Source organism: Halomonas sp. 3F2F, assembly GCF_014897805.1.
In the GTDB taxonomy this organism is placed as follows: Bacteria; Pseudomonadota; Gammaproteobacteria; order Pseudomonadales; family Halomonadaceae; genus Vreelandella.
The window spans coordinates 29247-55411 of sequence record NZ_JABUZE010000135.1; the positions used below are offsets into that span (position 1 = coordinate 29247).

General features: G+C 51.3%; 22 protein-coding genes and 1 tRNA gene. 9 read left to right on the forward strand and 14 right to left on the reverse strand.

The window, feature by feature from the left end; all coding sequences use genetic code 11:
* Positions 1-178 precede the first annotated feature (178 nt).
* Complete coding sequence (locus INT21_RS14880; RefSeq protein ID WP_038484790.1) at positions 179-940, forward strand: SDR family oxidoreductase; 762 nt, start codon at positions 179-181, stop codon at positions 938-940.
* A gap of 115 nt (positions 941-1055) precedes the next feature.
* Here INT21_RS14880 and INT21_RS14885 read toward each other — a convergent pair whose 3' ends face one another.
* Positions 1056-2084, reverse strand: a complete 1029-nt coding sequence (locus INT21_RS14885) for a hypothetical protein (protein WP_193060174.1) — start codon at positions 2082-2084, stop codon at positions 1056-1058.
* A gap of 158 nt (positions 2085-2242) precedes the next feature.
* Positions 2243-2327, reverse strand: a tRNA-Leu gene (locus INT21_RS14890).
* 431 nt (positions 2328-2758) lie between these two features.
* On the opposite strand from INT21_RS14890, the gene INT21_RS20445 reads away from it, so the two are divergent.
* Together INT21_RS20445 and INT21_RS14900 are read left to right on the forward strand one after the other, a co-directional pair.
* Complete coding sequence (locus INT21_RS20445; protein WP_226912781.1) at positions 2759-3133, forward strand: ComF family protein; 375 nt, start codon at positions 2759-2761, stop codon at positions 3131-3133.
* A 34-nt stretch (positions 3134-3167) separates the two neighbouring features.
* Positions 3168-4142 carry a serine/threonine protein kinase gene (locus INT21_RS14900; protein ID WP_193060176.1) on the forward strand — a complete coding sequence of 325 codons (975 nt, stop codon included), beginning with the start codon at positions 3168-3170 and terminating at the stop codon, positions 4140-4142.
* A 56-nt stretch (positions 4143-4198) separates the two neighbouring features.
* On the opposite strand, the gene INT21_RS14905 is transcribed toward INT21_RS14900, so the two are convergent.
* Complete coding sequence (locus tag INT21_RS14905; protein WP_193085391.1) at positions 4199-4792, reverse strand: hypothetical protein; 594 nt, start codon at positions 4790-4792, stop codon at positions 4199-4201.
* Between the two features lie 297 nt (positions 4793-5089).
* Here INT21_RS14905 and folE point away from each other — a divergent pair, with 297 nt between their 5' ends.
* Together folE and INT21_RS14915 are read left to right on the forward strand one after the other, a co-directional pair.
* The gene (folE, locus tag INT21_RS14910; protein WP_125748245.1) at positions 5090-5641 is read left to right on the forward strand and encodes a GTP cyclohydrolase I FolE; all 552 of its coding nucleotides are present in this window, start codon (positions 5090-5092) and stop codon (positions 5639-5641) included.
* Positions 5642-5760: 119 nt separating this feature from the next.
* Positions 5761-7218 (forward strand): NAD-dependent succinate-semialdehyde dehydrogenase, encoded by a 1458-nt coding sequence (locus INT21_RS14915; RefSeq protein ID WP_193060178.1) that lies wholly within the window; start codon positions 5761-5763, stop codon positions 7216-7218.
* A 113-nt stretch (positions 7219-7331) separates the two neighbouring features.
* Here the strand turns inward: INT21_RS14915 and purH are convergent, their stop codons facing one another.
* From purH to ppa, 8 genes are all read right to left on the reverse strand, one after another.
* Complete coding sequence (gene purH, locus INT21_RS14920) at positions 7332-8912, reverse strand: bifunctional phosphoribosylaminoimidazolecarboxamide formyltransferase/IMP cyclohydrolase (RefSeq protein ID WP_193060179.1); 1581 nt, start codon at positions 8910-8912, stop codon at positions 7332-7334.
* A gap of 60 nt (positions 8913-8972) precedes the next feature.
* The gene (gene fis / locus INT21_RS14925; RefSeq protein ID WP_125748236.1) at positions 8973-9296 is read right to left on the reverse strand and encodes a DNA-binding transcriptional regulator Fis; all 324 of its coding nucleotides are present in this window, start codon (positions 9294-9296) and stop codon (positions 8973-8975) included.
* Entirely contained in the window at positions 9293-10333 is a 1041-nt protein-coding gene (gene dusB / locus INT21_RS14930; RefSeq protein WP_146943574.1) for a tRNA dihydrouridine synthase DusB, read from the reverse strand. Before dusB ends, fis begins: the two co-directional genes overlap by 4 nt.
* A gap of 99 nt (positions 10334-10432) precedes the next feature.
* Entirely contained in the window at positions 10433-11344 is a 912-nt protein-coding gene (gene prmA, locus INT21_RS14935; protein WP_125748230.1) for a 50S ribosomal protein L11 methyltransferase, read from the reverse strand.
* A gap of 108 nt (positions 11345-11452) precedes the next feature.
* Complete coding sequence (gene accC, locus INT21_RS14940) at positions 11453-12793, reverse strand: acetyl-CoA carboxylase biotin carboxylase subunit (protein WP_125748228.1); 1341 nt, start codon at positions 12791-12793, stop codon at positions 11453-11455.
* Positions 12794-12823: 30 nt separating this feature from the next.
* Positions 12824-13288: an acetyl-CoA carboxylase biotin carboxyl carrier protein gene (gene accB / locus INT21_RS14945; protein ID WP_089038468.1), complete on the reverse strand. Its 465-nt coding sequence runs from the start codon at positions 13286-13288 to the stop codon at positions 12824-12826.
* Positions 13289-13584: 296 nt separating this feature from the next.
* Positions 13585-15465, reverse strand: a complete 1881-nt coding sequence (gene dsbD, locus INT21_RS14950) for a protein-disulfide reductase DsbD (protein WP_193085392.1) — start codon at positions 15463-15465, stop codon at positions 13585-13587.
* Positions 15466-15682: 217 nt separating this feature from the next.
* On the reverse strand, positions 15683-16213 hold the full coding sequence (ppa, locus tag INT21_RS14955) for an inorganic diphosphatase (protein WP_009724723.1): 531 nt from the start codon (positions 16211-16213) through the stop codon (positions 15683-15685).
* 257 nt (positions 16214-16470) lie between these two features.
* Here ppa and INT21_RS14960 point away from each other — a divergent pair, with 257 nt between their 5' ends.
* The gene (locus tag INT21_RS14960; RefSeq protein WP_193085393.1) at positions 16471-18186 is read left to right on the forward strand and encodes a bifunctional protein-serine/threonine kinase/phosphatase; all 1716 of its coding nucleotides are present in this window, start codon (positions 16471-16473) and stop codon (positions 18184-18186) included.
* A 91-nt stretch (positions 18187-18277) separates the two neighbouring features.
* On the opposite strand, the gene INT21_RS14965 is transcribed toward INT21_RS14960, so the two are convergent.
* Both INT21_RS14965 and rnt read right to left on the reverse strand, forming a co-directional pair.
* The gene (locus INT21_RS14965; RefSeq protein ID WP_089038466.1) at positions 18278-19537 is read right to left on the reverse strand and encodes a 6-phosphofructokinase; all 1260 of its coding nucleotides are present in this window, start codon (positions 19535-19537) and stop codon (positions 18278-18280) included.
* Between the two features lie 217 nt (positions 19538-19754).
* Positions 19755-20423 (reverse strand): ribonuclease T, encoded by a 669-nt coding sequence (gene rnt, locus INT21_RS14970; protein WP_038484741.1) that lies wholly within the window; start codon positions 20421-20423, stop codon positions 19755-19757.
* 209 nt (positions 20424-20632) lie between these two features.
* On the opposite strand from rnt, the gene INT21_RS14975 reads away from it, so the two are divergent.
* From INT21_RS14975 to INT21_RS14985, 3 genes are read left to right on the forward strand one after another with little or no spacing between them, the layout of a single operon-like run.
* Positions 20633-21853 carry an argininosuccinate synthase gene (locus tag INT21_RS14975; RefSeq protein ID WP_038484737.1) on the forward strand — a complete coding sequence of 407 codons (1221 nt, stop codon included), beginning with the start codon at positions 20633-20635 and terminating at the stop codon, positions 21851-21853.
* A 53-nt stretch (positions 21854-21906) separates the two neighbouring features.
* On the forward strand, positions 21907-22233 hold the full coding sequence (locus INT21_RS14980) for an HlyU family transcriptional regulator (RefSeq protein ID WP_089038465.1): 327 nt from the start codon (positions 21907-21909) through the stop codon (positions 22231-22233).
* A gap of 30 nt (positions 22234-22263) precedes the next feature.
* Positions 22264-23391 carry a DUF294 nucleotidyltransferase-like domain-containing protein gene (locus INT21_RS14985; protein ID WP_193085394.1) on the forward strand — a complete coding sequence of 376 codons (1128 nt, stop codon included), beginning with the start codon at positions 22264-22266 and terminating at the stop codon, positions 23389-23391.
* A 3-nt stretch (positions 23392-23394) separates the two neighbouring features.
* On the opposite strand, the gene INT21_RS14990 is transcribed toward INT21_RS14985, so the two are convergent.
* Entirely contained in the window at positions 23395-26163 is a 2769-nt protein-coding gene (locus tag INT21_RS14990; protein WP_193085395.1) for a sensor histidine kinase, read from the reverse strand.
* Between the last annotated feature and the right edge of the window lie 2 nt (positions 26164-26165).

Genomic DNA, 26165 nt, shown 5'->3' on the forward strand with positions numbered 1-26165 from the left:
AAACAAGCAGCCAACGTTCGGTTAGCTTGCTTACGTATGTGTTCTAATGCTCGATATTTCGCTCAATAACTTCTATGCTGCGATGCACAATAGCGCCATTTTACGAGGCGAGATAGGTAGCGCTTAGCAAGCAATTTAAAGTATCAGTCTTTATAAGTATCGGCCTAAGGAGAATCAGATGAACCTGACAAATAAAGTGATCGCGATTACCGGGGGAGCCCGCGGTCTGGGCTTTGCTATGGCGGAGCGGCTAGGCAAGCAAGGTGCTCGTTTGGCGCTTTTGGATATGAGTGCAGCAGCATTGGATGAGGCGGTATCAGCGTTAGCGTCTCAAGATATTCAAGCACACGCCTTTGTGACCAATGTGGCTGATGAGCAGTCAGTGCAGCAGGCATTTGCTGACATTGCGGCCCGCATGGGACCGGTAGGCGGTTGTATTAATAATGCAGGGATCACTGACGATGGCTTACTTATCAAAGCAAAAGAAGGGGTAGTTGAAAAACGTATGTCGCTATCTGCTTGGCAGAAGGTGCTTGATGTCAATTTAACCGGCGTTTTTCTGTGCGGCCGGGAAGCGGCAACGCAAATGGTAGAAGCTGGGCACCAGGGCGTTATTGTCAATATTTCAAGTATTTCTCGAGCCGGAAATATGGGGCAAAGTAATTACGCTGCTGCTAAAGCAGGTGTTCATGCGTTGACAGTTACCTGGGGCAAAGAGCTTGCCCGTTACGGCATTCGTACTGGAACCGTAGCACCAGGGTTTGTTGAAACCGACATGACAGCTTCCATGCGCCCCGATATGTTGGAAAGAATCTCCTCCAGTGTGCCTCTTAAGCGGCTGGGTAATCCTGATGACATCGCGAAAAGCGTCGCCTTCATTTTTGAAAATGACTACTTCACGGCGCGAATTATCGAGTGCGACGGTGGGTTGCGGCTTTAAATCACTAAAAATCAGCTGTTGCTATTAGTATTGCTACTAACGGTGACAACTAACTAATAGGCCATTGGCAGACCTGCCAATGGCCTATCGTGCGTTCGCGGTGGGGCACTGATTGCTAGAAGTGGAAGTGATCGCGCTGGAGCTCGCGTTGGAAATACATTTCTACCCGTAATGTCATCGCCCAGCGCGGGTCGTAGCTAACTTCTCGCTGAAAATGCAATTCTGGAATGACATCTGCAAACAGTATTCCTTTATGGATATCTCTGCGGTAGCGGGTTTGCAGGTAGTAGTTTGTCATTCGTGGGCTAGACAGGCTTTCACCAATGGCGATAGCTGAGTAGCGAAGTGCGCTACGGCTGTTTAAGCGCTGGTTTAGCTGCACTACCTCGCTGTACTCAAGCGTGTCCTCTTCCTCACGCCATTGCACGTTGGTGATAAATCGCAGGTGGCGATTGGTGGATAATGGCCGGCCAAGATCCCACTCGGTGCGTGCTGAATAACCTGAGTTGTTAAACCAGGATAGTCGATTAAATGATTCTAGCTGCCAGGGGCTATCCTTTAAGTCCCACAGGCGCTCGCTGGTAAAGCGGACATAGGGATCAAGAGGCAGACGAAGCCGGACGCCAGCGCCAAAGCGGTTGCTCCAGTTCTCACGTTTGTCTCTACTTTCTAACCAATCAAGGCCGAATGTTGATGTTCTGCGATCGCGTTGGTCGTTATAGAGCCGCCCAGAGCCTTGTTCAGCCAGTGTGCCTTGTGATTCTTCTGGATCGCTTTCAATGATTAAGCGCAGGCGGTCTTCTGTCGTAGGAAGATCGATGCGATAACGCACACTAATATCACCGTTAGTGCCTTCGCCTTCCATCCAGTCTATTTCCTGGCCAAGGCGGAGGTAAGATCTGTTATCAGCAGAAGCGGATTGATCACCACCAAAAAAAGAGTCAATGTTTCTTGATGTGTTGTCTACCCAGTTGCCAATGCTTGCTCGAAATGGCTCCACGCGCGCTTCAGCCCACTCGGGTAGGTCGCTGTCGCTATCTTCCTCAGTAGTATAGGTTTCGGCAGAATAGGTTTCAGCAGAATAGGTGTCTGGCGACAGTGCGCAAAATACGCCAAGGAGAAAGACAGCGAGCACTGGTTTCATCGAAGAGATCCTGGAAGCGATAAGGTTGTTAGTTGTTAGCTGCTAACCTAACTCAAAAACAGACTGAGGTCAGCTAATCGGTTTATGCAGGATCGTAAAACAAAAAAATTCGGTTAGCATGAAGCTACCGAATTTTTCGAAGGTAAGAACCTTTAAATTGGTGCGGATGGGGAGACTCGAACTCCCACACCTTACGGCACTAGAACCTAAATCTAGCGTGTCTACCAATTCCACCACATCCGCTGAAGACGAGACGTATATTAACAGCATTCGTATTAATGTCAACGGTGTGTCACTAAAATTGTTAATTAAATCAGTCTGAGGAAAGTATGCTCCTAACGCGGTTAGTACATTGTGCAAGCACTTGGGCCAAAAAGGGACTGCCAGGCTACTGCGCGTTTTGTCTTTCTCCCGGGCAAACCAGTGGCGGTTGGTGCCAGGAGTGCTTTGCACAGTTGCCGTGGAATGCCAATGGCTGCTGGCAGTGTAAAGAGCCTTTGGCTGTTGGAAGCGTTGCATCCGTTCAATCTTTTTGTGGCCACTGCAGAGAGAACCCTCCAGCGTTTACCTCCGCGACGGTGGAGCTTTTATTTGAAGAGCCTATAAGAGCGTTAGTTCATGATTTTAAATTTAATGCGTCGCCCCGTGCCGGCATGTTGCTGGTAGAGCTGATGATGAGTAAATCACCCAGCTGTATGGGAGAAGGTCTCTTGCCTGTACCGATGCATAGCGCCCGGGCGCGGCAGCGTGGTTTTAATCAGTCTCGCTGGTTGGCTGATCAACTAGGCAAGCGGGTCAAACTGCCCGTGTTAACGGCTGAATGTCGTCAACAGCTGCCTTCTCAAAGGACGTTAAGCAGAAAAGAGCGAGCAAAAAATTTAGTAGGTGCCTTTCATATTAATGGTCCACTGCCATCACATCTCACCATCATTGACGACGTTGTTACTACTGGCGCGACCTGCCAAGCACTTGCTGAAGAAGCGCTTCGTGCGGGGGCTAAACGTGTCGATATTTGGGCAGTTGCTCGAACACCTCTGGTGCATAATTGATAGAATGCAGGCTTAATTTGCACAGGAGCGGTATATGCCACACCCGTTTAGTACGCTTTCTCCGGACACTGTTATGTCTGCTGCGGAGTCTGTTGGGATTTGGCCGGCTGGCGAGCCGTTTGCACTTAATAGCTATGAAAATCGAGTGCTGATGTTTCGTGACGATGACGGTGAGCGCTGGGTTGTGAAATTCTATCGTCCTGGTCGTTGGGCAGATGAGATCATTCAGGAAGAGCATGATTTTCTTCAGGAGTTGGCTGCTGCAAATGTGCCCGTTGTTGCGCCATGGCGGGATCAGCATGGCCAATCACTCCATACTTACCAGCAATTTCGCTTCACGCTTTACCCGCAGTGCAGTGGTCAAGCGCCTGAGCTAGACAATCCGTCGCATCTTTTTGCATTAGGTAATGCGTTAGGGCGGTTACATGCAGTGTCATCACGAAAGGCGTTTCAGTACCGTCCAACATTAGAGTGGCAGGGCGATATTGATGATGCTGAGGCCCGTGTTATCGAGAGTAAAAGGCTAAGCAAGCATCAGCAGCGCGCTTATCACAACGTTGTACAGAAAATTCTTCGTCATCTTGAAAAGCACCCCATCGCCAGCGATCAAATGATTCGAACGCATGGTGATTGTCATCTGGGCAATGTTTTAGGAAGAGATGAATCATTTACCTTGGTGGATTTTGACGATTGCCTTATGGCGCCCGCTATCCAAGATGTATGGATGCTGTTACCCGTTGATGATCCATCTGGCTGGCGAGCACAGCTAAGTGAAATTGTTGAAGGCTATGAAGAGGAGCAAACATTTCCGCAACACCAGCTGTCACTGATCGAGCCGTTGCGGGCTTATCGTCTTATCCGATACACCGCGTGGCTTATTTCTCGCTGGGATGATCCAGCGTTTCCTCGTGCGTTTCCATGGCTGGCGGAGAGCGGTTATTGGGATCAGCACATCCGCCAGCTGGAGCAGCAGTTGTTACAGCTTGAAAAGCCTATTTGGCTAGCATAACAATTGCAGCGGGAGTTAATTAAGCATCGCCTCCATTGACGATGAGTGACGTGGTTTTATTCAGGTTGATTGACGGAGCGTGGGTTTTCAGCGCTTGCATCCGGGTCAGGCCGATCTGATGGGATGGGGTTGGCTACGCCTTCTCCATCAGCCTCTCGCCGAGCAGCATTAATTTCCGCTGAAGGGTTATCTTGAGCGTTGATATCGATATTTTCATCCAGTGTTACCACGAATGCTTGGCCTGGCGATAAGGTGCAAGGCGACTCATCACAGGCAAGACCGTACTGACCGTCTTCTGCATACGCACCGGCACTAAATGACCCTGTGAAAATAGCGCTTTCAGCATCGTGTGTTTCAATGCAGGTTGCGTCTTGAGTTGTAATACGAATGCGCCCATTAGTGAACTGTGCATTGGCGACTAAAACGCAGTATTCGGGCAACTGATGCGAGGCGCTGCCAGCTTGGGTGGGATGAAGTAAGATAGCTTCATAACGCGATTGGCTGTCGCTAAAAGCAAACTCTTCGATCACCTCGACACCGACACTAGCACCTTTAGGTAGTGTTAATGTCTGTTCAGCGGCTAACAAGGGGGTTGCCAATGCAGTTCCCAATAGAGCAGTTAAGAAAAATGGTGCAGATTTGAATGACATAAGGAAATCTCAGATGAGCGCTACGAATTAAGCTGGCTAGTTCGATCCATGATAGCACAGCTTAAATAGTCTCAAAGGGGGGTGCGCGGCACTCTGCCACAGCACGGTTAGGTGCGTTAAAATAACCGGGTGTGGTGTTTCTTATTGTGCAAAAGTTGTTTCGCGTATATTTTTTGTACATGATTGGCGCACGGCTCTCAGCTATTGATCGATAGCAATATTTCGCCGTTGAGTAAACGCTCTAGTAGAGCAGATATTTTTCAATGGCTAGCACGTACAGTTTTGATGAGGCTTCAAATGACCGACGACATTGCTCAACACTACCGCCACATTATCACCGCAATCGGTGAAAACCCTGACCGTGAAGGGCTGCGCGATACACCCAAAAGAGCCGCAAAAGCAATGCAGTTCTTAACTGCTGGCTATCAGCAATCACTTGAGGAGATTGTTAATGGCGCGGTATTTGAGTCGCAAACAGATGAAATGGTCCTTGTAAAAGACATTGAGCTGTACTCCATGTGTGAGCACCACTTGCTACCCTTTATTGGCAAATGTCATATCGCTTATCTGCCTAGCGGAAAAGTACTCGGGCTTTCGAAGTTTGCCCGTATTGTTGATATGTACGCTAGGCGTATGCAAATCCAAGAAAACTTGACGCGTGAAATTGCCGAGGCAGTGCAGCAAGTTACCCAATCAAGAGGTGTCGCTGTGGTGATTGAGGCACGCCATCTTTGCATGATGATGCGCGGTGTGGAAAAGCAAAATTCAAGTATGACATCTTCTGTGATGCTGGGGAGTTTTCGCAGCAATCAAGCCACGCGGCAGGAATTCTTAACGTTAATCAGTTGAAATACTGGCTAAGAATCTTTGGCAGATTTCATTGTAAAGATTTGGTTAAACACGTGGTTTCGTCTTAGCATGAACAGGTCAATGAGCCCGTGAGGCCAATATTTGGTCAGGAGTCTGTCATGGAAGCGCTGAAAGAAACACAGCTGTATTGCCCGTTTGCCTATATCGATGGTAGCTGGGTGGCCGCCGACAGCGGTGAGCAAATTAATGTCTTAAACCCTGCAACCGGTGAGTCCGTGGGCGACATGCCTCGACTAGGTAAAGCTGAGACAGAGCGCGCTATCGATGCAGCGGATGCCGCGTTACCCGCTTGGCGTGCGCTGACAGCTCAAGAACGAGCTGATCTGCTGCTGAAGTGGCATGATCTTATGCTGGAGCATAAACATGATCTCGCCTTGCTCATGACCTACGAGCAAGGCAAGCCAGTAAAAGAGGCAGAGGGCGAAATTGCCTACGCCGCTAGCTTTTTACGTTGGTTTGCTGAAGAAGCGCGCCGTGTTTATGGCGAGACTATTCCCGCCGCTAAAGCGAACCAGCGTATTGTGGTGACAAAACAGCCTGTCGGTGTTGTGGGGGCTATTACTCCCTGGAATTTTCCGGCTGCTATGATCACGCGTAAAGCAGGCGCCGCGTTAGCCGCGGGCTGTACGATTGTCGTTAAGCCTGCAAGCCAAACGCCATTTTCTGCAACGGCTCTCGCCATGTTGGCAGAAAGAGCAGGCATTCCCCGTGGCGTGTTTAATGTAGTGCCTGGCAGTGCTGCAGATATCGCCAGTGCACTTACTCAATCACCCAAAGTGCGCAAAATTACCTTTACGGGTTCTACGGAAGTTGGCCGCAAGCTCATGGCTCAGGCGGCTGAGCACGTGCAAAAAATATCCCTTGAGCTGGGCGGTAATGCGCCCTTTATCGTGTTTGAAGATGCAGACCTTGATGCCGCTGTAGAAGGTGCCATGGCTGCGAAGTTTCGTAATGCTGGTCAAACATGCGTATGCACTAACCGGTTTTTGGTGCAGTCCAGCGTTATTAACGCCTTCTGTGAGAAGTTGGCGGTTGCTATGAATAGTGAGCTGTACGTAGGTAATGGCACCGAGCCCAATATTAACATTGGCCCGTTGATCGACGGTGAGGCGGTCAAAAAGGTCAGTGAGCATGTGCAGGATGCGGTCGATAATGGCGCTGAGCTGCTGCTAGGTGGTCACCCGCACCCACTCGGTGGAAACTTCTTTACGCCGACGTTGATTAGCTTTGCAACAGATAAGATGAAGGTGGCTCACGAAGAAACCTTTGGCCCGCTGGCGGCAGTTTTTCCCTTCGATGAAGAGGAAACTGCTATCGAGATGGCTAATGACACCGAGTATGGTTTAGCCTCCTATTTCTACTCACAAGATCTGGGTCGCGTTTGGCGCGTCGCCGATGCACTTGAGTATGGCATGGTGGGAATTAACACCGGCCTTATTTCTAATGCAGCCGCGCCTTTTGGTGGCGTAAAAGCGTCCGGTCTTGGGCGTGAAGGCGGGCATCAAGGCTTGGAAGAGTTCCTTGAGACAAAATATCTGTGTATTGATCTAGGTTAAGCGCAGGCGCAAGTTCTATAAATAAATAGTGCTATAAATAAGCAGCGCTATCAGCAAACAGGCCCCCATCGGAAAATCCGTTGGGGGCCTGTTTTTATGGCAAGACGAGGCGATTAATGACGGAAGTGGCGCATGCCAGTAAATACCATGGCAATGCCCGCTTCGTTAGCGGCATCAATGACTTCCTGGTCACGCATGGAGCCGCCGGGCTGAATAACGGCAGTAATGCCAGCGGCTGCGGCGGCGTCAATACCATCGCGGAAAGGGAAGAATGCATCTGACGCCATTACCGAGCCTGGCACTGAAAGACCTTCATCCGCCGCTTTAATGCCCGCAATTTTCGCTGAGTAAACGCGGCTCATTTGGCCTGCGCCAACACCCACTGTTTGACCCTCTTTGGCGTATACAATCGCATTCGATTTAACGAATTTAGCGACTCGCCAAGCAAAACCCAGGTCGCGAAGTTCTTGTTCCGTTGGAACGCGTTCGCTAACCACGGTCAGCTCTTCGCGGGTTACCATGCCCTGGTCGCGCTCTTGTACCAACAGTCCGCCGTTAACACGTTTAAAGTCAAACGCAGGCTGTGTTTCGCCAGGCCAGTGGGCGCTGACATCAAGCAGGCGTACATTCTGCTTCTCTGCCACGATAGCAACTGCCTCATCACTCACGCCGGGTGCGATAATAACTTCAACAAACTGGCGATCAATAATTGCCCGAGCGGTTTCGGCATCTAGTGCCACGTTAAACGCAATAATGCCACCAAAAGCGCTGGTCGGATCGGTAGCGAAGGCTTTGTCATATGCTTCAAGTGCAGTAGCGCCAATGGCTACACCGCAAGGGTTGGCATGTTTGACGATGACACAAGCCGTTTCATCAAACGCTTTAACGCACTCAAATGCTGCATCTGTGTCGGCCACGTTATTGAAGGAGAGTGGCTTACCTTGCAGAGTTTTTGCAGTGGCGACGCTCGGTTCGCTTGCTTGGGGATCCACGTAAAAAGCAGCTTGCTGATGCGGGTTTTCGCCGTATCGCATGTCCTGCTTTTTGTCTAATTGCAGGTTGAAAGTGCGAGCAAACGTTGCGTTTTCGCTAGTCACTTTACGGCCTAGGTAATTGGCAATGGCGCCATCATAACCGGCGGTGTGCTCAAATGCTTTCACGGCCAGGTCAAAGCGGGTGGCGGCGCTCACTTGACCGTCTTGCGCAGCCAGCTCTCCCAGTACCCGAGCATAGTCATCAGCATTTACCACGATGGTGGTAAAGGCGTGATTTTTGGCGCATGCACGCACCATGGTCGGTCCGCCGATATCGATATTTTCGATGGCGTCTTCCAGTGTGCAGTCTGGGTTGGCGACAGTGGCGGCAAATGGGTAAAGATTAACAACCACCATGTCGATGGGGGCAATGTCGTTTTCTGCCATCACTGCATCATCCTGACCGCGGCGTGCCAGAATTCCACCATGGATTTTGGGGTGCAGTGTTTTTACACGGCCATCCATGATTTCAGGAAAACCCGTGTGCTCAGAGACTTCTTTAACAGGAACTGAGTTTTCCTGAAGCAGTCGGAAGGTCCCGCCAGTCGACAGAAGTTCTACGCCGTGCTGGCTTAAGCCGCGGGCGAATTCAACAATGCCGGTTTTATCGGATACGCTCAAAAGGGCGCGACGGACGGGGGTAGCAGTACTATCAGCCATTAGAGTGCTCGTGTGCAGAGTCAAGGAGTTAACATCGAAAATTACAAACAACAACGCCCCTTATGGGGCGTCACCTTCAATCAATCCATAGAGCTTAAGTTTTTTGCGCAATGTGCCACGGTTTAAGCCCAATACATCCGCGGCGCGGGTTTGGTTGCCTTCAGTATGTTCCATTACGCAGCTAAGTAGTGGCGCTTCTACTTCGGCCATCACCATCGCGTAGAGATCAGTTGCCTGGCTGCCATCGAGATGCTCGAAGTAACGACGTATCGCCGTTTCAACCGCTTCTCTAAGTGGTTGAGGCGGTGCGCTCGCGGCAGGGTCTGCCAGAGTGCCTGTAAGACGGTGAGAGAGCTCGTTCGAAAGCAGGTCGCGTTCAGTCATGCAGCATGGCTTCCTTTAGCTAGCAGACGCTCTGCAGCGTCTTGCGTCATGGCATCATTAATCCAATCAAGTTGCGATGCTGGGGTGGCAAGCGCATTAAATTGCTGCTTCAGCAGATAATACTGTTTGTCGTTGAAGCGCGGGTCTTCATTCAAGTACCAACCAAGGTGTTTGCGTGCTATACGAACACCCATTGTATCGCCGTAAAACGTGTGCAGAGCTTGTAAGTGTTCATTGAGAACGTCGCGGCGCTCATCAAGAGTCGCGGGTGTTAGCAGCTCACCATGGGCAAGGTAGTGGGTAATCTGCTCGAATATCCATGGGTTACCTTGCGCTCCGCGGCCAATCATTACTGCATCTGCACCTGTATATGACAAGACCTCTTTGGCCTTTTGAGGGCTGGTAATATCCCCATTGGCGATTACCGGTATCGTCAGGTGCGACTTAATTTCAGCGATAGTGTCGTACTCAGCCCATCCAGTATAGCGCTGCTCTCGATGACGTCCATGTACTGCTAAGGCTTGGATGCCTGCGGATTCCGCGAGTTTAGCAATGCGTAGGCCATTGTTAGCTTCAGCAGACCAGCCTGTGCGGATTTTTAAGGTAACTGGAATATCAACAGCCTTAACAACGGCGTCCAGAATCTCGGCTACAAGCGCTTCATCACGCATTAAGGCAGAGCCAGCCGCCTTATTGCAGACCTTTTTAGCCGGGCATCCCATGTTGATATCAATCACCTGGGCGCCTAGTTCGGCGTTAAGGCGCGCAGCATTGGCCAGCATTTCAGCATCCCCCCCGGCAATTTGTACAACCCGTGGGTCAGGCTCGCCTTGGTGATCCATACGTAGCTTGGACTTTCGGGTATGCCAAAGAGAAGGGTCAGCTGTCACCATTTCGCCGACCACCCATCCCGCACCTAAACGCCTACAAAGTTGGCGAAACGGGCGGTCGGTAACGCCAGCCATCGGCGCCAAGATAACTTGGTTGGGTAACTGGTAAGGCCCTATCATTGGTGGCTGAAAGTTTTGTGTGGTCATTGTGCTGCGCTGTTGATACAGATAATAATCGCCGAGTAGGCGTTTCAAGGGGGCGTATGATACGCCTACTCGGCGATGGGGTGAAGGCCGTTGGCTAGATTAAACAGCGCGGTGGCCTGATAGGCGAACCCACCCTTCGCGAATTGTGGGCTCTTCCATTGTCAAGCCCTGGGCTTCGTAGGCTTGCAAGACCTCATCCGCTTGGTTAGCTAAAATGCCAGACAGTGCTATTTGTCCGCCGGGCGCGACATGACCTGCAATCATTGGGGCTAACTCAACTAATGGTCCCGCTAGAATATTAGCCGTGACGACGGGGTAGTGGCCGTCGTTCAGTTGTTCTGGATAGTAAAGCGACAATTGTGCGTCGCTAATCTGATTGCGCGCCGCATTGTCTCGGCTTGCCTGAAGTGCCTGTGGATCTATATCAGTGGCGTCCGCATGGATAGCACCGAGCTTTAGTGCGGCAATGGCAAGAATGCCGGAGCCGCAGCCCACATCCAGAACGGTTTTATCTTCCAGTTCGCCACTAACTGCTAGGCTATCCAACCACTCCAGGCAAAGCGCTGTCGTGGGATGGGTGCCAGTGCCAAATGCAAGGCCTGGGTCAAGAATGAGATTGACAGCATTGGCTTCTGGTGGCTCATGCCAGCTCGGCACAATCCATAGCCGTTGGCCCATTCGCAACGGCGTAAAGTCATCCATCCACTCTCTTTCCCAGTCTCTGTCGGCTAATAGTTCATACTCAATCGTTGGGCAGGGTTCGCCGGGGACTTGCTCAGACCAAGCGGCCTGAATACGCTCAAGCATGGCTTCAACGCCACCTAAGTCGTCATATAGGCCGGTCAGAATTGTATCTTGCCAAAGCGGGGTAGTGCCTCGCTCAGGTTCGAAGACGGGATCATCGTGGGCGTCTTGTAGGCCAATGGCCGTTGCGCCTTCTTCTAACAGCAGATCTTCGAGTAGTTCGGCTTGTTCTGGAGCAACATGGGCTTTGAGTTGGAGCCAGGGCATCAGTAATCTCCACTGCGTACGTGCATTCACGCAAAGGTAAAACAATAACGGGGTGGCTATGGCCACCCCGTTGAGCATTATCAGCTATCTATATCGCTTTTGCAGATATTAGCTACTGAGTTTCTTTTCAAGATAGTGAATATTGACGCCGCCTTGGCGGAAATAACTATCTCTCACCAAATCTTTTTGCAGGTCAATATTGGTCTTGATCCCCTCAACCAGTAGCTCATCTAGGGCGTTGCGCATACGCGTTAGGGCAATCTCGCGATCAGCTCCCCAGGTGATTAGCTTGCCAATCAGTGAATCATAATGAGGCGGTACGGTGTAGCCAGTGTACAGATGAGAGTCCATACGCACGCCAAGGCCACCGGGGGCATGGAACAGAGTGACTTTGCCTGGGGAGGGCATAAACGTACGCGAGTCTTCTGCATTAATCCTGCACTCAAAGGCATGGCCATTGATCTTTACGTCTTCTTGGCGAATCGAAAGTGGCAGGCCGGAGGCAATGCGCAACTGTTCCTTAACGATATCTACGCCTGTGACCATCTCGGTGACAGGGTGCTCTACCTGTACACGGGTATTCATTTCAATAAAGAAGAAATCACCGTCTTCGTATAGGAACTCGAAGGTGCCCGCGCCACGATAGTTAATTTCGAGACACGCTTGGCGACATGCTTCGAGCACCTTTGCACGCGCTTCCGGGTTGATGCCAGGAGCAGGCGCTTCTTCCAGAACCTTTTGGTGGCGACGCTGTAAAGAGCAGTCGCGATCATAAAGGTGGATAGCATTGCCTTGCCCGTCAGCCAGCACCTGAACTTCAACATGGCGGGGTTTCTCAAGGAATTTTTCCATGTAAACCGTGCCATCGCCAAATGCCGAGTGCGCCTCAGTGCGGGTGACAGTAATGGCTGAAAGCAGATGGCCTTCGGTGTGTACCACCCGCATACCGCGGCCACCACCGCCGGCAGCCGCTTTGATAATTACCGGATAGCCAATGCGGCGTGCTGTGGCTAGGTTGGTAGCATCATCATCACCTAGCGGGCCGTCTGAGCCAGGCACGGTAGGAACACCTGCGGCCTTCATTGCTTCAATGGCGCTAACTTTATCACCCATTAGGCGGATAGTTTCCGCGCGCGGGCCAATAAAGGTAAAGCCAGAGCGCTCAACCTGCTCAGCAAAGTTGGCGTTTTCCGAGAGAAAGCCATAGCCAGGATGAATGGCGCTTGAATCCGTCACTTCAGCAGCGCTTATTAATGCAGGAATATTCAAGTACGACTGCGCTGAGGAGGCGGGGCCGATGCATACCGCTTCGTCGGCCAAGCGAACATGCATCAATTCACGGTCAGCTTTGGAGTGAACCGCAACGGTTTTAATGCCTAGCTCTTTACAGGCCCGGAGAATACGAAGGGCAATCTCGCCGCGGTTTGCGATAAGTACCTTGTCCAGCATGGGAGAATCCACCCGTGTTGTTGTGAAAGATTAAGCGATGACGATCATAGGTTGATCGAATTCCACCGGCTCTCCGTCTTCCACTAGGATGGCCTCGACGACGCCGTCGCGATCGGCTTCAATTTGATTCATCATTTTCATTGCTTCAACGATACATACCGTATCGCCTTGCTTAACCGTATCGCCAACTTCCACAAACGATTTGGCGCCGGGTGCTGGGCTACGGTAGAACGTGCCAACCATGGGTGAGTTAACCGCTTCACCTTGATAGCTTACGCCTTGGGGCTCTGCCTCAGCAGCCGGAGCGCTGGGTTGAGCTGGCGCCTGCTGCATAGGCGGCATTTGAGCGTACTGTGGCATCGGCTGAGGCTGCCACGTTGCACCATTCGGATGGCGGCTGATGCGGACGGACTCTTCGCCTTCCTGAATTTCGATTTCGCTAATGTTTGATTCTTCGAGGAGTTCAATCAGTTTTTTAACTTTACGAATATCCATACCTGTTGCCCCAAAAGTGATGAAAGTTAATCGCAATGCAGTTGAGTATCGTATCGCCAGCTGCATTGAGCGCTGTCACAGCGCAGTAAACCTTGTTTGAAAATGAACAGAACGCTGCACGATCTTGAACGTTACCCGGTGCTAAGTCCTAAAACATGAAGATTTTAGCTGATATGGCTGCGAAGTTTGCCGAAAAAGTACGGGCATGTCTAGTGAAGGCCGACATAAGCTCGTTGCTGGTTATTTAAACAACCGTTTGACGACGTTCGCGACACAAGGTGGTCATAGGCTTCAGCTCAGCCTTGTTGCCAGCGCCGTAACGCTTCCAGGTGCTGTACCAGCTGGGTAGCCGTTATTTCACCTTGAATGCGTGCATCTCGCACTTCTTCGCCCTGGCTAAAAAAAAGCAGACTTGGTGGGCCAAATAAGTTAAAGAGGTTTAGCAGTTCCCGACTTTGCGCATCCGTATTGGTGACATCGACCTCAATCAGGCGAAAATCGTTCAATGCAGCGACCACATTGGGGTCTGGAAAAACATCGCGCTCCATTAGCTTGCAGGAGATACACCAGTCAGCAGTGAAATTAACAAAGGCAGGCTGTTGGGCACTCGCGGCTTCAGAGAGTGCGGTTTCAAGTGCACTCAGTTCATCAACTTGCTGAAAAGCAAGCGTTGCTTGCGGCGTGCCGCTGTCCGTTGAGGCGCTGGATACCGTTAAGGGGCGCAATGGGTTGCTGCCGCCTTGGGCTGCGCCAATGACAAGAGCAATGCCCCATGCCAGTAACATCAGTCCTAATGTTTGTCGTGCTTTAGGCCAGCCTTGTGGCTGATTCATATTTAAGGCGCCCAACATGAGTGCGCTACCTATGGCCAGCGCTGCCCAGAGCAAAAGTGCCAGCGAAGGCGGTACTAATCGCTCAACCATCCAAATGGCAACGCCCAGTAATAGCAATCCGAAGGCAATTTTAACGCCGTTCATCCAAGCGCCTGAGCGGGGTAGCAGCGTTGCCCCAAAGGTGCCCACTAATAGCAGTGGCACACCCATGCCTAGGCCTAGTGCAAATAAAACAGCTCCGCCCATGGCAGCGTTTCCGGTCGAAGAAATAAACACCAACGCACCGGCAAGTGGGGCCGTTACACAGGGTGAAACCACTAATACCGATAGTGCGCCTGCCAGGGCTAGGCCTGCAGGGCCGCTTTGCTGTGCACGTGCTTGCCAACCGTCAATTTTAGCGGCCAGCCGCGGTGAAACTCTTAAGTCAAACGCCCCGAACATGGCTAAGGCAAATAGCGTAAATAGAACAGCAAAGGTAACTAGCACCGGCGCTGATTGCAGGTGGGCCTGAAGATTTAAGCCCGCGCCAAACAGGCCCATTAGCACACCGACTAACGCGTAGGTGGACGCCATGCCCAATACATAGCTGGCTGAGAGTACAAACGCTCGGGGCCGAGTTGGTTTTTGTCCTACGATAATGGAAGACAAAATAGGCACCATCGGTAGGACGCAGGGCGTGAAAGTAAGGCCCAGTCCGGCGATAAAAAATAACCCTAAGGCAAGAGGGAGGCTGGCACTGCCGAGCAATGCGCTAAAGCGGCTATCTTCGCTTTGTGGGGCTGAGAATTCAGCGCTGCTATTGGTGCCCGCGGTTTGACTAATTTGCTGGTCGTCGCTGCCTTCAGCGCCTGGCAGTGCTTGATCTGCAGCGTCCCAGTCAGCAAAGGCCGAGGGGGGAGATGACTCTGAGGCATCAAGCGATACGGTTTCCGGCGGGTAGCAAAGGCCTGCGTCGGCACAGCCTTGGAACGTCAGTTCAATATCGATCGGGCCGCTATAGGGCGGGGAAAATGGCGTTTCAAAGACTAATATGTCACGAAAAACATACACATCGCCCATGAATTCATCAGTTGTGAATGTTCCTTGCGGAAGTAGCGGCTCATCAAGGGATACAGCGTCCGTTGTGCTGCTAACGCTAAATTGGTGGCGATATAAATAATAGTCGTCCGCAATATCGACACCAATATAAATGGCGCTGCCGTCATGCCAAGCGGTAGGTTGAAAGGCTTCTAGGACAGGTAAAAAATCGCTTTGATTACTGGAAGAGGAAAACCACTGAGCATGGGCTAGCAGGGGAAGCCAGCAGAGTAACAGTAACAGACTTAAACGCTTAAAAGACAACACGAAGTATCCTTACGCAGACGTATCAGGGAAATTTTGAAATAGCATATCCTACCTTGTGATGTCAGCGTAGATGCTGCGGTGACGTGACGCGCTTCTTCATACTCCGTTAATGTTGAATCTCAGGTCTCGGAATTAAACGACAGATAATAGAAAAGGCTGCCACATGGGCAGCCTTTAAGAGGAAGCGCGGTCTGGCGTTATCGCTCAACCCGATAGGTTAAGCTTTTTGGTAAGCCGCGACTGATTTTTCAATCGCTTTGCGTGCCGCTTCAACACCTTCCCAAGACTCTACTTTCACCCACTTACCTTTTTCGAGGTCTTTATAGTTCTCGAAAAAGTGAGCGATTTGCTGACGTAGCAATTCAGGAAGATCAGTCACTTCTTGAACATCATCATACAGCGTGCTCAGCTTGGGATGCGGGACGCACACCAATTTTGCATCTTCGCCTGCTTCGTCGGTCATATTCAAAATGCCAACAGGGCGAGCGCGAATGATGCTGCCCGGAGCCACGGGGTGGGGGGTAACTACCAAGGCATCCAGCGGGTCGCCATCATCGGCCAGGGTGTGGGGAATAAAGCCGTAGTTAGCCGGATAGAACATGGGGGTTGCCATGAAGCGGTCAACCAGCAAGGCACCCATATCTTTATCGATTTCATACTTAATCGGCGCGTGATTAGCGGGAATTTCGATCGCCACGTAAATATCGTTGGGCAGATCCTTTCCAGCGGGGATGTTATCGAAGTTCATCGTTTATTCCTTGGCTTGGCTTATTTAGTGCGAAGGCTAAGCAGTTGATGCATTGCATTAATGGCGGAGAATTATACGAAGTTGGCTAGTGGATTACCAATGCGACATAGGTGTGTGCCGCTAACAATGACGATGAATCCAAAAATAAGCGTCGTTTTTCGCCATCACGACGTTTGGCGGGCATCGCTTCCCTTGATCAGCGTGTATCATAACCGCTGTGTGGTTCCCATGAAGAGCCTAAAGCCTAGGAGGATGAGTTGGCGCACGCCCAGTTACTAATTAGTTATGGCCAGGCCTTTGTGGCCCCTGATCGGCGTCTACACCGTAGCTCTATGTCGGTGCGGTTGCCTGATGCGCAGCTGTTGAAAGTAAAAGGGGGTTGCGCAGTTATTAGTGACTCGATTTCTCGTAACACCTTGGCTAAACAGGCAGGTGATTTAAGTGTTCGCGGTTTTTTGGCTGACTATTACTCGACGCCTGACCACTGGGACACGAAAACGTCGGCAACCCGGGTGCTTCGTGCTCTCAATGGGTGGTGCTACAGCCAAAGCAAGCATGTTAAAGAAGGAAGTTTCGTATCTTCGCTATCCGCGATGGTCTTTCGCGAGCGTGAAGCGCACCTATTTCATATGGGGGATACGTTAGTTTTTCGATTGCGAGGCGCTGAGTTCGAGCAGCTAACCCGCGACCATGTGACCGATATTGGCGGCTATCGTTACCCCTCACGTGCTTTGGGGATGGATGGCAGCGTCGATATCGACTATACCCATCTACCGCTTAAACAGGGCGACTTTTTTGTTTTTACTACTCAGGGCGTCCGTGGCACCTTAATGCCATCTGATTACGTTCGTCTGATCCGCCAAAATGCCAGTGATCTAGACGCCGCCTGTGAGTGCCTAGCGAGCGAAGCAAAGCAGCGTGCCCAAGATAGAGGGTATGGAGGTGATCAATTTTGCTTCCAACTGCTGCGTATTGATGAGCTGCCGGAAGAGTCTGAAGATCACCCAGGGCTTATTTATGGTGACCTGCCTATTCCCCCCGAGCTGACGCCAGGAGAGCGGTTTGATGGGCTTGAGGTGCTGTCGGTGCTGTCACGTAATGCGCAATCAAGAGTTTATCGCGTCCGTGATGTGCATTCAGAGCGTGAAATGGTGATGAAAGCACCCAGCCCAGAACTCTCTTTGCGTAACGCTTATCTGGAACATTTTTTACTGCAGCAATGGGTGGTAGAGCGTGTAAATTCGCCCTTTGTAGTCAAAGTAATGCAGTCGTCACGACCACGCCGTTACCTTTATTACCTAATGCAGCACGTTGAAGGTGAAACGCTTCGCCAGTGGGCAGAAAGGCACCCACAAGCGAGTTTGGTGCAGCGTCTGGATATCGCCAATCAACTGGGTAAAGCAGTTCAAGCGTTGCATCATCGCGATATCATTCATCAGCAAATTAACCCTGATAATGTGCTGATCGACCCCCACGGCAAACTCGTGTTAGCAGATTTCAGTGCCTGCCACATGCGCGAGGTGGATGGCCATCGCCACTCGGGCGAGCTACTCCGCCAAATTGGTTTTAATGAACACACGGCCCCTGAGTACGCACTAGGTGATAGCGTAGGTCGGCGCAGTGACCAGTATTCATTGGCATCAACGGTCTATTGGTTGCTGACAGGGGCATTGCCCTATACGTTGACGCCTAATCGACTGCGCAGCCACACCGATCTTGAAGAGCTCAGCTACCGTAGTGCCCGAACAACCAATCCAGAAATATCGACTGAGCTTGATGACGCGTTGCGTCGTGCGCTAGATCCTCAGCGTGCACTACGTTTTAGACGGCTCTCCGAATTTCTGCATGCCTTAAGAGTCCCGTTAGGGCGCGTGCCCAGCCGTGAGGAGCCTCGCCAAGAGTCACGGCGTTTTTGGCAGGGGGTGGCGGGTATTCTGCTGCTCTTATTAGTGCTTTCCTGGTTATTGCGCTAAAAGCGTAACGTTGCTCAATTAATAAACGCTAACCATAAAAAACGGGGCGATGAATGCTTTCATCGCCCCGTTTTTATAACACGCTAACTATTTACAGCGTGAATTTAGGTAGTTTTTGTTCCACTTTTGCGAGCTTTAGCTTAGCTACTTTAGGCAGACCGTTTTCAAACGGAGGGAAATCCTCGCCCTGGATGAGCGGAGAGAGATACGCTCGGCAAGCAGGTGTAATCGCAAAACCGTTTTCGCTAATAAAATCCCGTGGCATGAATTTTTCTTGGTTAGCCACTTGTGACAGCGGCGCCGAGATGACATCCCACTGATAGGGATCCTGTGAAATACGGCGTATGGCGGGCATCATGGCATTTTTGCCTGCAAGTGCTAATGTTACCGCCTCGCGGCCCACTGCATAGGCTTGTTCAACGTCGGTTTTAGAGGCTAAGTGGCGCGCCGCGCGCTGTAAATAGTCAGCAACTGCCCAGTGGTACTTGTACCCCAGGTCCTGCTTCACCATTCCAGCCAGCGTTGGTGCTACGCCGCCTAACTGGCGGTGACCAAAGGCATCCGTATTGCCGGCATCGGCAAGGAAAGTGCCATCTTCATAGCGTGCGCCTTCAGAGACAACGATGACGCAATAACCGTACTTCTGAACGCACTCTTCAACGCGCGCCATGACCGCTTTACGGTCAAACGATACTTCAGGAAAGATAATTAGGTGAGGCGGCTCGCCTTCGCCTTCTCCTGCTAAGCCGCCCGCTGCTGCAATCCAGCCAGCATGGCGACCCATCACTTCAAGGACGAATACCTTAGTGGATGTGGCGCACATAGACGCGATATCCAGCGATGCTTCACGGGTAGAGGTGGCAATATATTTGGCAACGCTACCAAACCCCGGGCTGTTATCAGTAATAGGCAGATCGTTATCAACGGTTTTCGGCACATGAATCGCGGTTAGCGGGTAGCCGAGCTTTTCTGACAGTTGGGACACTTTAAGGCAGGTGTCTGCGCTATCACCGCCGCCATTGTAGAAGAAGTAGCGAATATCGTGGGCTTTGAAAACTTCGATTAAGCGTTCGTATTGAGCACGGTGGGTATCAATATCTTTCAGCTTGTAGCGGCAGGAACCAAAGGCACCGCCAGGCGTATGGCGTAAGGCAGCAATCGATTCATCGCTCTCTTGAGTCACATCGATGAGGTCTTCCGTTAAGGCACCGATAATGCCGTTATGACCGGCATATACCTTGCCAATCTGGTCGGGCGCTTGTCTGCAAGCTTCGATAACGCCGCAGGCGCTGGCATTGATGACGGCGGTAACGCCACCGGACTGGGCGTAAAAGGCATTATGCTGGGCCATGGAAACGTCTCATCTCCTGAAAACGGGTAGTTAAAACAGTATTCAAGCAAGGGGAAATGACGCCCCTTTGCTTGTTTTCATAATCGTGCATTAAGCAGCGCGCACTAATGGCACGCTTACCACTAATGACACGCTTACGTAGAAAGATCGTGCAAACGCGTGGCCTGCAGCCGCGAAGTTTAGCGCAAAGCCACTGTGGGTGCATCTTGGAGGCTCATTACTCGCTGTCGTCCAGTTCTTGTTCCTGCTGAGCCAGCCGCCATCCGCCTAAGTCTTTATAGCGGTTGACCATCGCACAAAAGAGCTCTGCTGTGCGTTCGGTATCGTAGCGGGCCGAGTGGGCGGACTTGTTATCAAACTCGATACCTGCCGCACGGCACGCACGAGCAAGCACTGTTTGGCCATATACAAAGCCTGCCAGGGTTGCTGTGTCAAAGCTGGAAAAAGGATGAAACGGATTCCGTTTTACGCTGCAGCGGTTCGCCGCCGCATTTAGGAAGCCATGATCAAAGGCAGCATTATGACCAACCAGTATTGCCCGTGAGCACCCATGTGCCTTGATTGATTTGCGGATGGGGCGAAAAATTTCACCTAGCGCTTCAGATTCGCTTAGCGCCACTTGGCGACGCAGTGGGTCATCTAGATTAATGCCTGTGAAATCAAGGGCGGATTGCTCAACGTTCGCGCCTTCAAACGGATGAATGTGATACGCGTAAGTGGCGTCGGGTAATAAATTACCGTCAGGGTCCATGGTAAGCGTCACGGCAGCAATTTCGAGTACTGCGTCACTTTGGGCGTTAAACCCACCCGTTTCTAAATCAATGACAACCGGCAGATAACTGCGAAAACGTTGGGCCATCAATTCGCGGGCAAATGCCTCGCTCATGCAGCTCTCCTTAGTAAAGCGAGTAAGTAGTTAGAATAAGCGGTTAAAGCAACCCCTTTGTTGGCTATGATTCTAGCAGCTTTACCCCTTAGGCGTCGTTGACGGTATTCGCTGAGCATTGAGAGCGCTATACTCGTAGTTTATGTTATTGCACTGCGCTCTGCGCGGTGTCGTTGGGTGAACTACTTTTCATGAACAAGGAGCAAAGAATGTCCGATGTCAAAAAGGTTGTGCTGGCGTATTCAGGCGGCCTGGACACATCCGTTATCGTTAAGTGGTTGCAAGAGACCTACAACTGCGAGGTAGTGACCTTTACAGCCGACATCGGTCAAGGTGAAGAAGTCGAGCCCGCACGCGCTAAGGCTCAAGCACTGGGTGTTAAAGAGATCTATATCGAAGATCTTCGCGAGGAGTTTGTTCGCGATTACGTATTCCCAATGTTCCGAGCGAACACCATCTATGAAGGCGAGTATCTGCTCGGTACTTCTATCGCTCGTCCGTTGATTGCTAAGCGCTTGATTGAAATTGCTAATGAGACGGGCGCTGATGCCATTTCTCACGGTGCAACAGGTAAAGGGAACGATCAGGTTCGTTTTGAACTGGGTGGTTACGCACTTAAGCCTGGCGTGAAGGTTATTGCGCCCTGGCGCGAGTGGGATCTTACTTCGCGTGAGAAATTGATGGCTTATTGCGAAGAGCACAATATTCCCGTTGATTTTTCTAATAAAAAGAAAAAATCACCGTACTCCATGGATGCCAACCTGCTGCACATTTCTTATGAAGGCGGCATTTTGGAAGACCCATGGGCCGAAGCAGAAGAGGACATGTGGCGTTGGAGTGTTTCTCCTGAAGCCGCGCCTGAGCAGCCGACTTATGTAGAGCTGACGTTTGAGAATGGCGATATCGTCGCTATTGATGGCGAAGCGCTTAAGCCTCATGAAGTGCTTGAAAAGCTTAATAAACTAGGTGGCGATAATGGTATTGGCCGCCTGGATATCGTTGAAAACCGTTATGTTGGTATGAAGTCCCGTGGTTGCTATGAAACACCAGGGGGCACAATCATGCTGCGTGCTCACCGCGCCATCGAGTCGCTGACGCTTGACCGTGAAGAAGCGCACTTGAAAGATCAACTAATGCCTAAATACGCTGAAGTGATCTACAACGGTTATTGGTGGAGCCCCGAGCGTCGTATGCTACAAGCGGCGATCGACGAAACACAGAAAAACGTCGCGGGCGTTGTTCGCATGAAGCTCTATAAAGGCAATGCAACGGTTGTAGGGCGTAAGTCCGAGCAGTCGTTGTTTGATGAGTCGATTGCAACGTTTGAAGATGATGCGGGCGCGTACGATCAAAAAGACGCAGAAGGCTTTATTAAGCTGAATGCATTGCGTCTACGGATTGCTGCCGGTAAAGGTCGTCAACAGAGCTAAGCATGCTAAGCGGCCAGACGACGTCTGGCCGCTTTTATTGCGAAGGAGTCCGAATGTTTAAAAAACTATTTTCTGGCCTGTTGGGTGGCGCGGGGGCTGGCGCCTCGGAAGGAGCCACCAAAGCGGCCGAGCCAGTTGAATATAAAGAGTATTTAATTGTGTCTCAGCCTGATAACCAAAGCGGACAATTTCGCGTTAGCGGTTGGATCCGTAAGTTAGATGGCGAGGGCGTTACTCACGAGCACCGCTTTGAACGCTCTGACATGCTGCCAGGCCGTGAAGCCTGTGATGCGATGATGGTCGCTAAAGCGCAGCGCTTTATTGATGAAGTGGGTGAGGAGATGTTTACGGCTGATCCTCGTAATGCTAGTGACACCTAGCAAGCTTTTCGTTTAGTTGAGGAGCGGAGTATGCACATGGTCTATCGTGCTTCCCCTTGGCGCTCCTTGGTATGTCATCATGGCTCATTGGATATCTCGGCGCTAAGTGCTCCACTTCGCGATTTTTACACGCATACCTCTCTTTTTAATCCATCCTTATCTGACGCCTATGCCGCACAGCTCTCTTTTGTTGAGACATTGCTGCGTTATGACTTGCCTGCTTGGCGTATTAGCGAACTCATTAGTGACCACATCGCTTGGCTTTATCGTCAATCGATTGCCGCAGCGCTAGATGAAATGCAGGCACAAGGGTGGGGTAAGCCGCCAGTGGATTACTGCGTTGTTACGCTCGGCTCGGCGGCACGCTTTGAAAGCTTGCTTGGGCCTGACCAGGACAATGCGCTGATTATTGGTGACTATCCTGACGCTCGACACGTTGAAATTGATGGCTACTTTCAGGCGCTAGGCGAACGTTTTACACAACGCTTAGATGAAGCGGGCATTCCGCTGTGCCGTGGCCATGTCATGGCGCGTTGGCCAATGTGGCGCAAGCGCTTGAGCGAATGGCAGCAGCAATTTGTAATTTGGAGTGCGGATCGTCAGGTTAAGCGGGTGCAGCAAACCAATATATGGCTCGATTTTTATCCTGTGGCAGGGAATGTTGAGTTTGCACAAACGTTAGGCCAACGGGTGCGCTCAACTCTCTCAAGCGCGCCTTTGTTCATGAATGAAATGGCGGCGTTGTTAGATGAGCTGCCGGTGGCGCTTGACCGGTTTGGTCGCATTGCTTCACATCCTGGGCTAGCGGCTCCCTATGACCAAGCAATCGACCTCAAGCGACAAGGATTGATGCCGTTAATAAGCGCTGCCCGATTACTCTGTGTGCGCTACCAGCGACGTGAGATAGGCACACGTGAACGACTAACGGCACTTGCCCATTTCACACGTACGTTGACGAAGGAGCAATCGAACTTACTGCTAGCCGCTTTTAGCCGTATGCAGCACTTGCTTCTAGAGCAGCAGCGCCACAATAAGTCTCACGGGCAAACCGCCGACGGCTGGGTGGACCTGCGACGTCTTCGTGATGATGAGCGGCTACTGCTGAAATTTGATTTACAGCAAATCAAAGCGTTTGTTAACCAAGTAAAGCGCTTATAACGGCTATTCCCCCGTAAGCTGCGAAGAGTTACCTAGAGTTGACTCCTTAGGAGCTGCTGGCAGCTCTAGGGTTAAGCATGCGCCACCCAGCGTTTTAGCGTCTTCCACCCAAAGTCTTCCACCAAGGTGAGCAATAATGCCTCGGCTGATAGGTAAGCCAAGGCCGCTACCTTTGGGGCGGCCGCGTGGTGTTTCGCCGCTTTGCTGTATTTGATGAAATTTCTCAAACACGCGCTCACGTTCGTCAGCGCTGATACCGGGTCCGTTATCTTCAACGCTTAAACGAAAATGATTGCGGTGCCGATAAAGTGCCAGCCGCACTTGAGGCTGCTGGCGGTCAGCGAATTTGCTGGCGTTATCGAGCAGGTTAATAATGACTTGCTCCAAGCGGTCTTGATCACCGACCACCATGGCGGGGTCAGCCGCTAAACTGATATCGAGGGTAATACCTCGATCTTCATGTAATCGAGCAACCGCATCGATGCTCTGCCTCGCTAGGGCTGCTAGGTCGAGGGGAACCGGGTGAAGCGTCAGGCGACCGCTCTCTAAGCGCGCAAGGTCAAGAATTTCCTCGATTAAACGCGAAAGACGCTGACTCTCATGGACAATAACGCCCAGGAAATGATGGCGTTTTTCATCGGGTAATTGATCACTATCGCGTAATATTTCGGCAAACGCGCGTATCGAGGTTAGCGGGGTTCGAAGCTCATGACTTACCATAGCGACAAATTCGTCCTTCAGGCGGTCAAGCTCGCGCAGCTGTTCATTGGCACTGCGGAGCTCGTCACTGACGGCGACTAATTCTTGTGATTTTTGCTCTAGCCGACGGTTGTACTCCAGGGTTTGTGACGTAGTGTCTAAAATACTCAAAATCGACTCAAGATCCAGTGCTTCTCCACGCACCACTGAATTGATCAGTACGCGCGCTGATGCACTGCCAAGTGAACCTGCCAACGCCTGCTCTGAACGGGTAATTAGATCGGCTGTTGCCGGTTCGTCTGAGCGGTAGTCGCTTTTATTAATGCTCTGGTTAAACACCCGATGGGTGACTTGGTTGCCAAGGTAGCGAATAAGTAATTCTTTTAAGGCGCCTTGAGTCGTCTGTCCTCTCCATAAAGAGGTCGTTTGCAAGTTAGGGTGTAAGGCGCCAGTGAAAAGGGCGGCTTGGGTTTGCTCAAGTGGCGTAGGGCGGCTAAAAAGTGACACGCCAATCAGTAAGCCAACATTTGCCAGCATACTCCACAGCAGTGCGTGGGAATAAATATCCCAATCTTCCAGGCCAAATAAGCGGTAAGGCATCAGCCATGAAATGCCCCATGGCCCCTGAGTTAGAAACGTTGCATCTAACCAACCGGATTGTGCAAAACCTGGCAGCAGTAACGTATAGCACCAGACTAAAAAGCCTGCGATTAAGCCAGCGGTGGCTCCTTGGCGAGTCGCGCCACGCCAGTAGAGGCCAATTAACAGGGCTGGGGCAAATTGTGCCACCCCAGCAAAGGAGACAAGCCCGATAGTGACAAGGCTGTAGGAGTCACCAATCAGCGCGTGATATAGATAGCCAAGCAGCAGTATCAAAACGATGGCAATTCGGCGAATGCCCAACAGCCAACCTGCCAACTCGCCGGACGTGCTCAGGTGAAGGCGTTGAGTTCTTAGCAGTAAGGGCATAATGAGCTGGTTACTCACCATGGTAGAAAGTGCAATCGTTTCAACAATCACCATGCCAGTAGCTGCTGAAAGACCGCCTATAAATACCAGCAAGGGTAATCCTTCAAGCCCTGCAGAAAGGGGTAGTGTCAGCACAAAACTATCGGAATCACCCGCGCCAGCACCTAACAGAAGGCCAGCAAAGGCGATAGGAATAACAAACAAGTTGATGAGCAACATATAAAGCGGAAATAACCAGCTCGCCCTGGCTAAATGCTGTTCATCGACATTTTCGACAACCAGCACCTGGAACTGACGAGGCAGGGTTAAAAAGGCCAGAAAGGCCAGTATTAGCATTCCGACCCAGCCAGTGGCACCGCCTGGTACGCTTTCCAACCCCATTTTTTCCGCTATTTCTGGCATCGTGGCGACGCTGGCGAATAGCGCGCCGGGGCCTTCATACAACACAAATACCACAAAAATACCGACGGCCATAAACGCAATTAGCTTCACCAGTGATTCCAAGGCAATAGCAGCAACCATGCCCTCATGTCGTTCACTGGCATCGAGATGACGGGTGCCGAAAAGAATAATAAATACCGCAAGCACTAAGGCGACCCAAAGCGATTTGTCCAGCCAGAAACGCTCATCAACCAGGGTGGCATCCGCTGTATTGGGATAGTTCACCAGTACTGCATGGCTAACGGTGATCGCTTTTAACTGCAGCGCAATGTAGGGCGTTATACAAATGAGGGCCATTAATGCAACGAGTGCGCCTAAGCTGGTGCTTTTGCCATAACGAGCACTAATAAAATCAGCAATAGAAGTGATGCGCTGGCGGGATGCGATGCGCACCATTTTGCGAATGACGACAGGGGCGAGAAGCATCGCCAGGGTTGGGCCAAGATAGATAAGCAGGAAACTGGGGCCGTGGTCTGCTGCGCGTCCCACGCTGCCATAGAACGTCCATGCGGTGCAGTAAACGGCAATCGACAGCGCATATACCGTGGGCGAGCCAATTAATGATCGGCCCTGCTCGGCACGACGGTCCCCCCACGCGGCGACGACAAACAGCAGCGCCAAATAGCCAAATGCCGTTCCTAGAATCACTGCATCTGTACGCATGA